Below are 13,415 nucleotides of genomic sequence, written 5' to 3' on the forward strand. Positions count from 1 at the left end.
GTGGGCAATAAAACTCGCGCTAGTTAAAGTTTCACTTTATGTATAACTACAAATGCAGTTTATGTAGTGAAAACATTTGTTAATATTCTCAATATTAAGTTAACATATAGATAACCTGTAAATCAATGTATAAACCAAAATATAGAAATAAAGAATTCGAAGGGTGAAGAACGAGAGATGGTTATATTAGGAGCAGTTGTAAATGGGATTTGTATTATATTTGGTACTTTACTAGGAAAATTATTTAGTAGAATTCCAGAAAGTATGAAGGGAACAATTATGCATGCAATCGGTTTAGCAGTTACTGTGCTTGGACTTCAAATGGCATTGAAAAGTGAAAATTTTCTTGTTGTCATTTTAAGTTTAGTTATTGGTACCGTCATCGGGGAATGGCTACAACTAGAGGAAAAGTTAAAGCTGTTAGGAGATTGGCTAGAAAATAAAGTTGGATCGAAAGGGAAAGGGAGCATATCAGAAGGGTTTGTAACAGCTACTTTAATTTTTGCAATTGGTGCGATGGGCATACTTGGTGCACTCGACAGTGGGATTCGCGGAAATCATGATATTTTATTTACAAAGGCGATTATCGATGGGTTTATTTCTATTATATTAACGACAACTTTAGGAATTGGCGTAGTATTTTCGGCGATTCCAGTTATTTTATATGAAGGAGGGATTGCGGTTTTTGCAACACAAATTAATAGTTTGGTCCCGAAAGAATTAATGAATCAATTTATAGTGGAAATGACAGCTACAGGTGGTATTATGATAGCCGCTATTGGATTGAACTTACTTGGTATTATTAAAATTAAAGTGGCAAATTTACTGCCAGGTATATTGGTAGTTGGAATAATTGTTTCACTTATTTACGGTTACGGTTTAATAGTAAAGTAGTAGGGGATGGATATATATATGGAGGAATTTCAATATACAAAACGTGTGCATAACATATTGAAGATTGCAGCAGAAGAGGCGGAAAATAATATTATTCAATCAACTCATCTGTTTATCGGAATGAGTAAAGAAGGCACTGGAGTTTGTAGCGAGTTGTATATGTATTTGTTTCGTAACTTGGGTACGGATTTTTTAGAAAAATTTTCAATACGAAAACAATACGATTCACCGTATCAAGAGTATAAAAAAATAGGACAATATAAGGTATCTTATAAGGTGCTAGAAATTTTACAAATAGCGAAGAAACGTATGGAACGTTTCCAGCAAGTAATAATAAATGAAGGGCATGTTATATATGCGCTATTCCGCACGGATACGTTTATTGGAAATGCACAAATACAAAAAGATATATTACGTATTATAGCTGAGCCAAGAGATTTAGCGGTCGATCTAAAATATTTTGTTCCTACTTATAATCATTTAATTTGTACTGTTAGAAAGGCTAGCCCTTCTGATTTTGAAAAATTAGCAAGTTTTGTTAATGAGGAATTTGGTGAACGTTGGTTACATTCAATAGAGTATGGATTTCGTACATATAAAGAAAATTTACCTATTTATATAGCAGAACAAGAAGAAGTGATAGTGGGTTTCGCTTGTTATGATGTAGTGAGAGGAAAGAAGGGATTGTTTGGTCCAATGGGCACAGCGAAACAAAATCGCGTGAAAGGTGTAGGTAAGGAATTGTTACATCATTGTTTACATAGTATGAAGCAAGAAGGATATGAATACGCAATTATTGGACAAGCAGGTCCGATTGAGTTTTATGAGCGAAATTGTGATGCGCGTTTAATACCGTTAGAGAATAAGTAACCAACTCCATATATGGGAGTTGGTTTTTTTATGAAAATAATGTAGAGATGTAGTGATTTTTACTAGAAAATAGCGGGTTTTGTAGTAAATCTTACAAATAAAGCAAATTACTAAACTTTTTACAAGAAAGGGTGTAGAATGGGTATCTAAAGAAAGAAGGTGTGAAAATGGCCAACTGGAAACGAAATTTAATGATTTGTTGGCTAGGTTGTTTTACCACTGCAGCCGGTATGAGTTTAGTAATTCCTTTTTTATCTTTTTATATTGAGGAATTAGGGGTGACTGGCACTTCTAGCATTGCACAGTGGTCAGGACTTGCATTTGGTATAACATTTTTAATGGGTGCGATCGTATCACCAATATGGGGAAAGCTTGGTGATATACATGGACGGAAATTGATGCTGATTCGTGCGAGCCTTGGTATGGCGATTATTATGACGCTTATGGGGTTTGTAACGGACGTGTATCAACTAGTCGCACTAAGGTTTTTGATGGGAGCAGTATCTGGTTTCCTTTCAACGGCGATGACTTTTATTGCAGCAGAAACTCCGAAAGAGCATTCAGGTTGGGCAATTTCCACAATTTCAACTGGGGGCGTGAGCGGCTCTTTACTTGGCCCGTTACTTGGAGGATACTTGTCTGAGTTAATTGGAATGCGCCATGTTTTTCTTGTTACAGGAGCTTTTTTATTCCTTTCTTTTCTCATCGTTTTTTTCTTCCTACATGAAGAGAATCACTCCGCTCAAGCAAAAAAAGCACAACCGAAAAAAGTATGGACGATGGTTCCAGCAAAGCATTTAATTATTAGTTTATTTGTAACAACATTTATTATTCAACTTGCGAACATGTCAATTCAACCTATTATTACATTGTATGTAAAGAATTTAGAAGGCCCAGGAACAGCTCATATTGAAATGGTTGCAGGCGCAGTTATGTCAGCGACAGGGTTAGCGGTTATTTTGGCAGCACCAAGACTAGGAAGATTATCAGATCAAATCGGTCCTCAAAAAACGTTAGTTGTAGCGTTGTTTGCTGCAGGAATTATTTTTATCCCGCAAGCATTTGTAACCTCAGCTTGGCAACTATTAATTCTTCGATTTTTATTAGGTATCGCACAAGCAGGATTATTACCTTCCGTACAAACTCTACTAAAACAACATACACCAACCCATGTAACGGGACGAATATTTGGATATAATCAATCGTTTCAGTTTTTAGGAAATATGATTGGGCCAGTACTTGGTGGACAAATTGCAGCACATGCGGGCTTCCAATATGTTTTCTTCTCTACTTCATCATTATTATTTATTGCGTGCATTTGGGTTTATTTTCATAATAAGAACGAAGAGGTATCAGAGAAACGACATTTGGAAGTTAGTTAACTAAGTGAATGAAAAAGAAAAGGATGAAGCAATGATTGCTTCATCCTTTTCTTTAAAATTGGAGACAAAGATAGCTTAATGTACCAAGCTCGTAACTGCGGTGAATGACTTCACCGTTATTTTCACCGCTTCCCATAGCGATAAATAAAGGAACAAAATGCTCTGCTCTTGGTACTGCTAATTGTGCATGAGGGGCGTTGTTCTCCCAATTAAATAATGCATCTTTATCAGTAGTCTGCATATGTTTAATAATCCAATCATCAAATTCAATTGCCCATTGTTCGGGTGTCGTTTGATTCCATTTCAAAGCTCGTAAGTTATGAACGGTAACACCGCTCCCGATTATTAAAATATCTTCTTGTCCAAGTCCTTTAAGTGCTTCTCCAATCTTAAATTGCTCTTTTGCAGGAAGGAATGGATTGACTGAAATTTGGACGACAGGAATATTTGCTTCTGGATACATACGGTGCAAGAGTGTCCATGAGCCATGATCTAAACCTCTCGTCATATTATGATGGACTGGAATACCTTTGTTTTTAAATTTCGTTTCTAACATAGATGCAATGTTAGAAGAGCCTTTCGCACGATATTTGATTTCGTATAACTCAGGAGGAAAACCTCCAAAATCATAAATTGTTTCATATTCGTTATCTGATGAAGAAATCGTTAATATTTCACTTTCCCAGTGAGCAGTGAAAATAACAATTGCTTTAGGTTTATATGTTTCTCCAAGTGTTTTTAAAAACCTTGTATAGTCTGTATCTTGAATAGCAAGCATCGGTGAGCCGTGTGCTAAAAATAATGATGGCATCATAATAGAAACCTCCCAAAAATATAATATTTACTTTATGTAAGTAACTATATAATTTTATTTTCCGTTCGTCAATATATTAGTTTAAGAGCTAATTGGAAAAGTGAGTCATTTGTCATAATGAAGGCAATTGCATATAATACATAATAAGAATAATGAATGGATATTCATTTTTTGATATACATAATAGAGTTGGGGGCTGACGAAATGAACGTACAAGAAAGTTTCGTTACGGCATTGGATGGATCGGAAATTTATTTACGTAAGTGGCTACCAGAAAGAGATCCGCGAGGGATTATTCAAATTGCACATGGTATGACAGAACATGCAGGTGTTTATACAGACTTTATTGCTGCGTTATTAAAAGCAGGGTATGGTGTTTATGCACATGATCATAAAGGTCATGGGAAAACAGTGAAAAGAGAAGAAGATTATGGTCATTTTAAACCAAATGTAGGTTGGAATGAGGCTGTGTCTGATGTTATTTTTGTATCAGAAACGATAAGAAAAGAGCAGACATGCCCGTTATTTTTACTTGGCCATAGCATGGGTTCTTTTTTATCAAGACGTGCTGTACAACTGAAAGGTGAATTATATGATGGATTCCTTATTTCAGGAACTGGTGGAAATCCAGGGTTATTAGGAAGTATCGGTCATAAAGTAGCGACAATTGAGATGAAATTACGCGGAGAAAAAACGAAAAGTCCTATGTTAAACTTTTTATCATTCGGAAATTTCAATTCGCACTTTAAACCAAATCGTACGAAATTTGATTGGTTATCTTCAGATAATAATCAAGTTGATAAATATATTGCGGATCCGTTATGTGGATTCATTTGTACGACGAGTTTTTATCGTGAATTGTTTTCTGGTGTATTAGAAGTAAATAAGCTAGAAGAGTTCAAAAAAACACCGAAAAACCTTCCAATACATATTTTTTCAGGAGATCGTGATCCTGTTGGGGATATGGGGAAAGGTGTAAAAGAAGTATATGAAAACTATAAAAAATGTGATGTGAAAGATGTAACACTGCGTTTATATGAAAATGGAAGACATGAAATGTTCCATGAAGTAAATCGAGATGAAGTATTTCAAGATTTGATTTCTTGGTTAGATAAGCATATTGTATGAGAAGGAACCTCACTTTTTTGAAGTGAGGTTTCTTTAAGGAGATGGAGGAGTAGTTATGTGTGAATTTGTAAATAAAGAATATGTAGAAATAGATTTTCAAGATGTTTTGATTAAAGAAGAGAAATTGAAAAATTGTACGTTCATAAAATGCCGTTTTAGAGGGATAGATGCATCGGAAGTTTCTACTGAAAATTGTAATTTCATAGAATGTGATTTTACCGGTGCTCTTTTTAACGCTTCTATCCATAAAGGAACTACATTTGCGAATTGTAAGTTTGTTGGTGCGAATTTATTCGTATCGAAGTTTGAAGAATGTAAAATGACCGGCTCTGATTTTGAAGAAGCGAATTTAGACGGAATAACTATCATATCGGGTGATTGGTCATATACGAATTTAAGGTTCGCGAACTTAAGTAAACAAATGTTAAAGGGAATACGTTTAATTGAAGCGGACCTATATGAATGTAATTTAGAAAAAGCAGATTTACGTGACGCGGATTTAACCGGTGCACAATTAGGTAAGGCGAAACTTAGTGGTGCAAATTTAAAAGGGGCGATAGTTGATAGAATTGATTTTACAAGTTTTGATTTGAAAAATGTAAAATTAGATATAACACAGGCAGTTGCAGTAGCAAGATGTTATGGGGCTAAGGTGAACTAAATAGTTTGTAAAACCGTTCAAAATGCTGAACGGTTTTTTAAATCATAATAGTAGTATAATAGTAAATGAGGTGTTCATACTATGGAAGATAAAACGTTAGGTATACTACTAGATGTAGTTGGGGAATTATTTTCAGATGAAATATCAATTGCCGTTTCGAATACGAAAGAATATATTTACTATCGGCCAAGTAAACGAATTGATTTAAAGATTAGCGCCGGGGATCCTATTAAGGAAGGGACGATTGCTCATAAAGCAATGGTAACGAAGCAAAAAGCCTCTGAGTTTATTAACCGAGATGTTTTCGGTATTCCTTATCATGGAATGGCCGTACCATTTTCAAATAATGGAAAGATTGAAGGTTGCGTGACGGCGATTTATCCCGCTTTAACGGATGGAAAGTCAGTCGTTACTTTAAAAACAACAGACGGATGGGTTCCAGTTCCTTTTTCAAAGGTCATGTATTTAGAAGCTAAAGATAAAAAGACGTATGTGAATTCAGAAGAGTTAACAGGAACACATAAGTACTCGCTACAAGAATTCGAATACTTGTTGCCGAAAGATTCCTTTATTAGATGCCACCGTTCCTTTATTGTAAATGTTAATCATATTAAAGCGATTTACCCTGATACGCATTCTACTTTTGTACTTTCTATGGATAACGGAGAGAGGGTACCAGTGAGTCAGTCATACGCTAGCTATTTTCGTAAGCTTCTAGGATTCTAAATTTTTCTGCTTTAGAACCTAGATTCGCTGTTTTGTCTGAATTTTCGGCATTGTGTAAGAAAATCCCTATTTTGATGGTGTTAATGTGTAAAATAATTATGAATATTCATTGGGAGAGGGATTACATATGGAGAATAATTTAGATAGAATTAGGGATCAACGATTAAAAGATCGAGTAGTTACACCTGAAGAAGCAGCTTCATGGATTGAAAGTGGAATGACTTTAGGATTAAGTGGATTTACACGTGCTGGTGATGTAAAAGCAGTCCCATTTGCACTTGTAAACCGAGTTAAGAATGATAAATCTTTTAAAGTAAATGTTTATACAGGGGCTTCCTTAGGTTCGGATGTAGATAAATTATTTGCTGAGGCAGGAATTTTAGGGAAAAGATTGCCTTTCCAAGCAGATGCAACTATGCGAAAAGGAATTAATAACGGAGACTTTTTATTTGTGGATCAGCACTTATCTCATACAGCAGAGTTACTTCGTGCTGACGTTATGGATATAGATTTCGCTATCTTGGAAGCGGTTGCGATTACTGAAGATGGAATGATTATTCCAACCACTTCAATTGGAAATTCCTTAGCATTCTCCTTAAATGCTAAGTCTATTATTATTGAAATGAATATGGCTCAATCTACGCAATTAGAGGGGCTACATGATTTATATGAACCAGGTAAACAAGGGGAAAGACTCCCTATTCCGCTCGTAAAAACGGATGATCGAATTGGAACAATCGGTATCCCAATTGATGCTGAAAAAGTGAAGGGAATTGTGTTTACGAATCAACTGGATTCGCCATCGACAATTGTTCCTCCAGATGAAGAAACTGTTATTATGGCACAGCATTTAATAGAGTTCCTTCGAGAAGAGGTTAAAGTAGGCCGATTAACAAATCGTTTAGCACCGTTACAATCTGGAATTGGTTCAGTTGCTAATGCAGTATTGCACGGCATGCTAGATTCGGAGTTTGAAGATTTAGAAGTATATTCTGAAGTTTTACAAGATGCGGTCTTTGATCTAATGGATGCTGGGAAAGTCAATTTTGCTTCCTGCTGCTCCATCACGCTTTCTGAAGAGAAAATGCAACAAGTATTTTCTAACTTTGAAAAATATCGTGACAAATTAATGATGCGCCCGCAAGAGATTTCTAATCATCCTGAAATCATTCGTCGCCTTGGATTAATCTCGATTAATACTGCTTTAGAATTAGATATATACGGAAATGTTAATTCTACTCATGTTTTAGGTACAAAAATGATGAATGGTATTGGTGGTTCGGGTGATTTTGCGAGAAATGCACGCCTAGCTATTTTTGTTACTAAATCGATTGCAAAAGGTGGCAACATATCAAGCATCGTTCCTTTCGTTTCTCATGTAGACCATACTGAACATGATGTAGATGTTATCGTCACTGAACAGGGGTATGCTGACTTAAGAGGGCTTGCGCCAAGAGAAAGAGTGGAACTAATTATTGAGAATTGCGTACATCCAATGTATCGTGAACAGCTACGAGCTTATTACGAGGAAGCAAGAACAAGAGGTGGACAAACTCCTCATATTTTAGAAAAAGCTTTTTCTTGGCATACAAACTATGCTAAAAATGGAACAATGCTTGAAGCGGTAGTAGAAACTGTTTAGAAGTGCAAAAATGATTCTTAATATAATATGCCATAAAGGTTAAAAGAAAAAGAACGCCAATTTTCAGGAATGGCGTTTTTTTCTTTTAAAAAATTGTTACCTATTATGAGGAATTATAAAAGTAATCTCTTATTTACGGAAATAAGAGGTTTTTTTAATTACTTTTCGAATCATTTTAATAGTTTATATATCAAAGGTGAGGAGAAAGAATCATGAAGATAAGAAATGCGTTATTAAGTGAAGCAAATGAATTAAGTGAACTTGCACTACATTCAAAAGCAACGTGGAACTATAGCGAAGCATTCATACTTGCTTGTAAGGAAGATTTAACAATTACTGATGAGTACATAAAAAATAATTTTGTATATGTTTTAGAAAACGATAATACGAAGATTGGTTTTTTCTCATTTTTACGTAATGATAACGCTCTTGATTTCTTGTACATTCATCCTCGTTACAAAGGAAAAGGGTACGGGAAAATACTTTGGGAGTATGTATTAGAAAAAGCAAATGAGCTAGGAATAAAAAGTTTTACAATTGATAGTGATCCGAATGCAAAAGGGTTTTACTTGAAGATGGGAGCAAAGTTAATAGGAGAGACACCATCAACGGTTTTTGAGGATCGTTTACTGCCTCTTTTGCAACATGATGTGTAAAACAATTAATAGTAGGAGAAGATTAGAATGGATGATGTAAAGATAAAGAGGATATATGAAGCACTAGTAAAATCATGGTCGATTGAAACAAGTTTAAAGTGGACTATTGAGAATCCGGCAAAGGGACAGTGTGGTATAACGGCTTTAGTCGTTCAAGATATATACGGAGGAAAAATCAAAAAGACAAAAGTAGGGGAGGTGTGGCATTTTTATAACTGTATAGTTGGACAAAGGTTTGATTTTACAGGGACTCAGTTCAATGGAAGATTGAATTATTTGGATGTGGAATCAAATCGAGAAGAAGCATTTGCAGATACAAATGAAAAACAATATAGCATTTTGAAGGAAAAGATAATGAAAGAATTCAAATTATCTTTTGACTCTTAATCTTTAATAAGTTACTATAATGGTGGTAACTTATTAAAGGGAACTTCATAGAGTTGAAAGGGGAAATACTTTTGAAAACAACTTATGTAAACGCTACAATCGTAACGATGAATGAACAAAATGAAGTGATAGAAAATGGATATATCATTGTAGAAAATGATCAAATTATAGATGTAAAGAGCGGAGAATTCGCTAATGATTTTGAAGTAGATGAAGTAATTGATATGAAAGGAAAGTGGGTTTTACCAGGGCTTGTAAATACACATACACATGTTGTAATGAGTCTCTTAAGAGGTATTGGCGATGATATGTTATTACAGCCATGGCTTGAGACGAGAATTTGGCCACTTGAAAGTCAGTTTACGCCAGAGCTTGCGGTCGCTAGCACGGAATTAGGATTACTTGAAATGGTGAAAAGTGGTACAACATCATTCTCTGATATGTTTAATCCAATTGGAGTAGATCAAGATGCAATTATGGAAACGGTATCAAAGAGTGGAATTCGAGCTGCAGTTTCAAGAACTTTATTTAGCTTCGGAACGAAAGAGGATGAAAAGAAAGCAATTGAAGAAGCTGAAAAATATGTGAAGCGTTACTATAATGAAAGTGGTATGTTAACCACGATGGTTGCACCGCATAGTCCATATACATGTTCCACAGAACTGTTAGAAGAATGCGCACGAATTGCAGTAGAAAATCAAACGATGGTTCATATTCATCTTTCGGAAACAGAGCGTGAAGTACGTGATATTGAAGCACAGTACGGAAAACGTCCAGTAGAATATGCAGCAAGTTGCGGGTTGTTTAAACGCCCAACAGTTATTGCACACGGTGTAGTATTAAATGAAAATGAACGTGCATTTTTAGCAGAACATGATGTTCGAGTAGCTCATAACCCGAATAGTAATTTAAAACTAGGATCTGGTATAGCGAATGTAAAAGCAATGTTAGAAGCAGGAATGAAAGTAGGAATTGCAACAGATAGTGTAGCATCTAACAACAATTTAGATATGTTTGAAGAAATGCGTATAGCAACATTATTACAAAAAGGCATTCATCAAGATGCAACAGCACTACCAGTTGAAACAGCTCTTACACTTGCGACTAAAGGAGCTGCTGAAGTAATCGGCATGAAACAAACAGGATCACTTGAGGTCGGAAAGTGTGCCGATTTTATCACAATTGATCCATCTAATAAGCCGCATTTACAACCAGCAGATGAAGTGTTATCGCACCTTGTATATGCTGCTAGTGGAAAAGATGTAAGTGATGTAATTATTAACGGCAAACGTGTCGTTTGGAATGGCGAATGTAAAACGTTAGATGAAGAGCGTATTATATTTGAAGCGAGTCGTTATAAACGAGGTTTGCAAAGATAGGTAATTATATGTAGTTGAAAAAGCTATCCTTTTTTAAAAGGATAGCTTTTTTCTTGGACGAATAAATATTCAAAAGAATGTCGCATCTTTCTGTTAGTATTTCTGCTATAATATATTACGCTTTATAATATATTATACTTAAGGAGAACAACTCATGAAGCTAAAAAAGAGCCATTTAATGGTAATGGCACTTGTTACATCTTTATTATTAACAGCTTGTAATAATAAAGCGAATAAAAGTGACACAGAGGCAAAAAAACAAGTATTACATGTAACGGTATCGGAAGAAATCCCTTCTCTTGATACTGCGAAAACGATGGATGGTACATCAGCACATGTTATGCAAAACATATTTGAAGGTTTGTATGTATTAGATGATCAAGATCAGCCTATTCCAGCAGTAGCAAAATCGTTTAAAAGAAGTGAAGATGGTAAAAAATATACATTTGATTTGCGTAAAGATGCAAAATGGTCAAATGGAGACAGTGTGACAGCAAATGATTTTATGTTTGCGTGGAAACGTGCAATTAAACCTGAAACAGCGTCTCAATATGCGTACATGCTCTTTCATGTGAAAAATGCGAAAGAGATAAATAAGGGAACAATGCCTCTTGATGAACTTGGGGTTAAAGTTATAAATGATTATAAGTTAGAAGTGGAACTCGAACAGCCAATTCCGTATTTTTTACAGTTGTTAGCACTGCCGATTTACTTGCCACAGCATGAGTCATTTTTGAAAGAACAAGGAAAGAATTATGCATTGGAACCTAGTAATCTCATATATAACGGCCCATTTGTATTAGAGAAATGGAAGCATGAACAAGAGTTTCAATTAAAGAAGAATGCTACATATTGGGATGAAAAGAAAGTGAAATTAGACGAGATAAACTTTCAAATTGTAAAGGATACAATGACCGCTGTTAATTTATACGAAGCTGGTAATTTGGATCGAGTGCCTATTAATTCTCAATTTGTAGACAAGTATAAAGGAAGTAAGGAATTACATATGTCGAGCGAACCTGCAATTGCTATGCTACGTTTTAATGAAAAAAATAGTGCGTTAGCAAATAAGAAAGTGCGTCAAGCTATTTCATTCGCGTTAAATAAAGAGGATTTCGTTGCTCATTTTATTAATAACGGAGCAAAACCTGCAAGTGTACTTGTACCAGTTGGTCATGTAAATGAAGAGACTGGTAAAGATTTTAGAAAAGAAAATGGAGATCTTTCTCCATATGATTTGCAAAATGCGAAAAAGATTTGGGAAGAAGCGAAAAAAGAGCTTGGAGTAGAACAAGTAAATCTCGAGTTTTTAACATTTGAACAAGATAATGCAAAACGTATGGCAGAATATATAAAAGGTGACTTAGAAAAGCATTTGCAGGGACTCGCAATCCAAATTAAACAACAGCCATTTAAGCAAAAATTACAGTTAGAACAAACAGGAGATTACGATATATCTATGGCAAATTGGGGACCGGATTATAAAGACCCAATTAGTTATTTAGAACTCTTTACGACGGATAATCAGAATAACAAAATGAACTATTCTAATCGACACTACGATGAATTAATAAAGAAAGCGAAAAGCGATCTAGTACTAGATCAGAAGAAAAGATGGGAAGTTCTGCAAGAGGCTGAGCGTATTCTGCTAGAGGATGCTGCAGTTGCACCGCTTTATCAAATGGGATCAGCTTACGTACAAAAGGATTATGTAAAAGGAATTGAGAAGCATCAATTTGGTGGTGTTTATACTTATAAGACTGCTTATATTGCTAATGAATAAATAAAAAAACCTTACTTTTAAAAAGTAAGGTTTTTTTAAGAGTACATGGAATAAGGGAATACAGTACAAAGAAGCATACAAACAATCTCTTGTTGTAATTATGTTTGTTTTTAATTATATAAAAAATAATAGATTATATATTTTGTCATTGATATACTTAAAAGGTAATTAAGGTATTAAGATGAATTGATAGAGATATTTGTGTAGAATTATTTGAGTATTGTAAAAAAAGAGGGTCTTAAGTGTGTGATTTGAGCGGGGCTTTTTCTAAATGAATGAATTGGTATGTATAATACTTGGGCGATATTAATTTGGGAATCTCGGGGGATTCTTTGAAGCTAGAAAAAGTAGAGTCAAATTCCATGTACTATTAGGTCCTGGTGTAGGTTTATGGGGATTTGGTTTAAGGAATAAAGGGGATAATTAGTATGAATAAGAAAGTAAAAAGATTTAAATATTTTATGGTTGTATTAGCCTGTATTGCAATTTTTGGCACAATCTTACCTAATGCATTAGATCCAAATGAAACATTAGCAGGTAAAATTTCAATTGTAGTTTTTGGTACAATGGGAGCTTGTTTACTATTCTCTATTATGTATTTTATTGTAAAAAAAGCTATTTTAAGAGGTGGGAAATAAGATGGGACAAAATTTAGAGTTAGAATTTTAATTCATGTACATAAAAAAGGAGAATTTTTATGAAATTACTACGTTTATTTATGGTTCTCACTCTTGTTGTATTGTTAAGTGCATGCAATACAGCAACACAAGTCACAAAGGTTCAAAAAAATGGCGAAACGACTTTAAAAATTGGTTCGTTGCAAGGGTATTACGATGTGCAAACGGTTAAAGCTGAAAAAGGAAAAGTGGAAATTCCTTATGAAGCAGCCGTTGAGGAAGGTACAATTTTATTGCAAGTTACAAAAGATGATAAGGTTATTTATGAAGAAGAAGTTACTTCTCAAAAAGAAGGTCTGCTTTCTTTTGAAGCGCCAAAATCCGGATCATATGATTTAATTGTACGAGTGAAGGGTGAAAAAGAGAAAGCAAAAGAAATTCAAATACATACTAAGCTATGAAAAAACGGCAAGTGG

The 13,415-nt window shown here is 34.7% G+C and carries 14 protein-coding genes; 13 read left to right on the forward strand and 1 reads right to left on the reverse strand.

All coding sequences use genetic code 11. The annotated features are described in order from the left end of the window. Positions 1-177 precede the first annotated feature (177 nt). The 3 genes from ACU8YW_RS09110 to ACU8YW_RS09120 all read left to right on the forward strand — a co-directional run bounded on the left by ACU8YW_RS09110 (position 178) and on the right by ACU8YW_RS09120 (position 3,146). On the forward strand, positions 178-894 hold the full coding sequence (locus tag ACU8YW_RS09110) for a DUF554 domain-containing protein (RefSeq protein WP_046955070.1): 717 nt from the start codon (positions 178-180) through the stop codon (positions 892-894). Positions 895-912: 18 nt separating this feature from the next. Next, positions 913-1,764 carry a GNAT family N-acetyltransferase gene (locus ACU8YW_RS09115; protein ID WP_426933768.1) on the forward strand — a complete coding sequence of 284 codons (852 nt, stop codon included), beginning with the start codon at positions 913-915 and terminating at the stop codon, positions 1,762-1,764. 167 nt (positions 1,765-1,931) lie between these two features. Continuing rightward, positions 1,932-3,146, forward strand: coding sequence for a multidrug efflux MFS transporter (locus ACU8YW_RS09120; protein ID WP_426933767.1), 1,215 nt, complete (start codon positions 1,932-1,934; stop codon positions 3,144-3,146). Positions 3,147-3,198: 52 nt separating this feature from the next. Here ACU8YW_RS09120 and ACU8YW_RS09125 read toward each other — a convergent pair whose 3' ends face one another. Then, positions 3,199-3,960, reverse strand: a complete 762-nt coding sequence (locus ACU8YW_RS09125; protein ID WP_426933766.1) for a DODA-type extradiol aromatic ring-opening family dioxygenase — start codon at positions 3,958-3,960, stop codon at positions 3,199-3,201. A gap of 204 nt (positions 3,961-4,164) precedes the next feature. On the opposite strand from ACU8YW_RS09125, the gene ACU8YW_RS09130 reads away from it, so the two are divergent. From ACU8YW_RS09130 to ACU8YW_RS09175, 10 genes are all read left to right on the forward strand, one after another. After that, complete coding sequence (locus tag ACU8YW_RS09130; protein ID WP_088062995.1) at positions 4,165-5,088, forward strand: alpha/beta hydrolase; 924 nt, start codon at positions 4,165-4,167, stop codon at positions 5,086-5,088. Between the two features lie 55 nt (positions 5,089-5,143). Then, positions 5,144-5,749, forward strand: coding sequence for a pentapeptide repeat-containing protein (locus ACU8YW_RS09135; protein ID WP_088062996.1), 606 nt, complete (start codon positions 5,144-5,146; stop codon positions 5,747-5,749). A gap of 81 nt (positions 5,750-5,830) precedes the next feature. Continuing rightward, a complete protein-coding gene (locus ACU8YW_RS09140) occupies positions 5,831-6,475 on the forward strand; it encodes a LytTR family DNA-binding domain-containing protein (protein ID WP_000389701.1) in 645 nt (214 codons plus the stop codon). 127 nt (positions 6,476-6,602) lie between these two features. Beyond that, positions 6,603-8,117, forward strand: coding sequence for a succinyl-CoA:acetate CoA-transferase ScpC (scpC, locus tag ACU8YW_RS09145; protein WP_088062997.1), 1,515 nt, complete (start codon positions 6,603-6,605; stop codon positions 8,115-8,117). 212 nt (positions 8,118-8,329) lie between these two features. Continuing rightward, complete coding sequence (locus ACU8YW_RS09150; protein ID WP_088608672.1) at positions 8,330-8,773, forward strand: GNAT family N-acetyltransferase; 444 nt, start codon at positions 8,330-8,332, stop codon at positions 8,771-8,773. A 27-nt stretch (positions 8,774-8,800) separates the two neighbouring features. Beyond that, positions 8,801-9,160, forward strand: a complete 360-nt coding sequence (locus tag ACU8YW_RS09155) for a YunG family protein (RefSeq protein ID WP_088062999.1) — start codon at positions 8,801-8,803, stop codon at positions 9,158-9,160. A 53-nt stretch (positions 9,161-9,213) separates the two neighbouring features. After that, positions 9,214-10,539 carry a bifunctional S-methyl-5'-thioadenosine deaminase/S-adenosylhomocysteine deaminase gene (locus ACU8YW_RS09160; RefSeq protein ID WP_141542720.1) on the forward strand — a complete coding sequence of 442 codons (1,326 nt, stop codon included), beginning with the start codon at positions 9,214-9,216 and terminating at the stop codon, positions 10,537-10,539. Positions 10,540-10,693: 154 nt separating this feature from the next. Further along, entirely contained in the window at positions 10,694-12,322 is a 1,629-nt protein-coding gene (locus tag ACU8YW_RS09165) for a peptide ABC transporter substrate-binding protein (protein ID WP_088063001.1), read from the forward strand. A gap of 428 nt (positions 12,323-12,750) precedes the next feature. Next, entirely contained in the window at positions 12,751-12,960 is a 210-nt protein-coding gene (locus ACU8YW_RS09170) for a hypothetical protein (RefSeq protein ID WP_087983012.1), read from the forward strand. A 59-nt stretch (positions 12,961-13,019) separates the two neighbouring features. After that, a complete protein-coding gene (locus tag ACU8YW_RS09175) occupies positions 13,020-13,400 on the forward strand; it encodes a BA_1872 family lipoprotein (protein ID WP_088063002.1) in 381 nt (126 codons plus the stop codon). The last annotated feature ends 15 nt before the right edge of the window (positions 13,401-13,415 follow it).

Source organism: Bacillus pretiosus, from assembly GCF_052947655.1.

What these genes read in the sequence shown, in the direction of transcription:
- ACU8YW_RS09150 (WP_088608672.1), top strand. Translation starts at nt 8,330, where the DNA reads ATGAAGATAAGAAATGCGTTATTAAGTGAAGCAAATGAATTAAGTGAA.
- ACU8YW_RS09135 (WP_088062996.1), top strand. Translation starts at nt 5,144, where the DNA reads ATGTGTGAATTTGTAAATAAAGAATATGTAGAAATAGATTTTCAAGAT.
- ACU8YW_RS09155 (WP_088062999.1), top strand. Translation starts at nt 8,801, where the DNA reads ATGGATGATGTAAAGATAAAGAGGATATATGAAGCACTAGTAAAATCA.
- ACU8YW_RS09110 (WP_046955070.1), top strand. Translation starts at nt 178, where the DNA reads ATGGTTATATTAGGAGCAGTTGTAAATGGGATTTGTATTATATTTGGT.
- ACU8YW_RS09125 (WP_426933766.1), bottom strand. Translation starts at nt 3,960, where the DNA reads ATGATGCCATCATTATTTTTAGCACACGGCTCACCGATGCTTGCTATT.
- ACU8YW_RS09140 (WP_000389701.1), top strand. Translation starts at nt 5,831, where the DNA reads ATGGAAGATAAAACGTTAGGTATACTACTAGATGTAGTTGGGGAATTA.
- ACU8YW_RS09170 (WP_087983012.1), top strand. Translation starts at nt 12,751, where the DNA reads ATGAATAAGAAAGTAAAAAGATTTAAATATTTTATGGTTGTATTAGCC.
- ACU8YW_RS09165 (WP_088063001.1), top strand. Translation starts at nt 10,694, where the DNA reads ATGAAGCTAAAAAAGAGCCATTTAATGGTAATGGCACTTGTTACATCT.
- scpC (WP_088062997.1), top strand. Translation starts at nt 6,603, where the DNA reads ATGGAGAATAATTTAGATAGAATTAGGGATCAACGATTAAAAGATCGA.
- ACU8YW_RS09175 (WP_088063002.1), top strand. Translation starts at nt 13,020, where the DNA reads ATGAAATTACTACGTTTATTTATGGTTCTCACTCTTGTTGTATTGTTA.
- ACU8YW_RS09115 (WP_426933768.1), top strand. Translation starts at nt 913, where the DNA reads ATGGAGGAATTTCAATATACAAAACGTGTGCATAACATATTGAAGATT.
- ACU8YW_RS09130 (WP_088062995.1), top strand. Translation starts at nt 4,165, where the DNA reads ATGAACGTACAAGAAAGTTTCGTTACGGCATTGGATGGATCGGAAATT.
- ACU8YW_RS09120 (WP_426933767.1), top strand. Translation starts at nt 1,932, where the DNA reads ATGGCCAACTGGAAACGAAATTTAATGATTTGTTGGCTAGGTTGTTTT.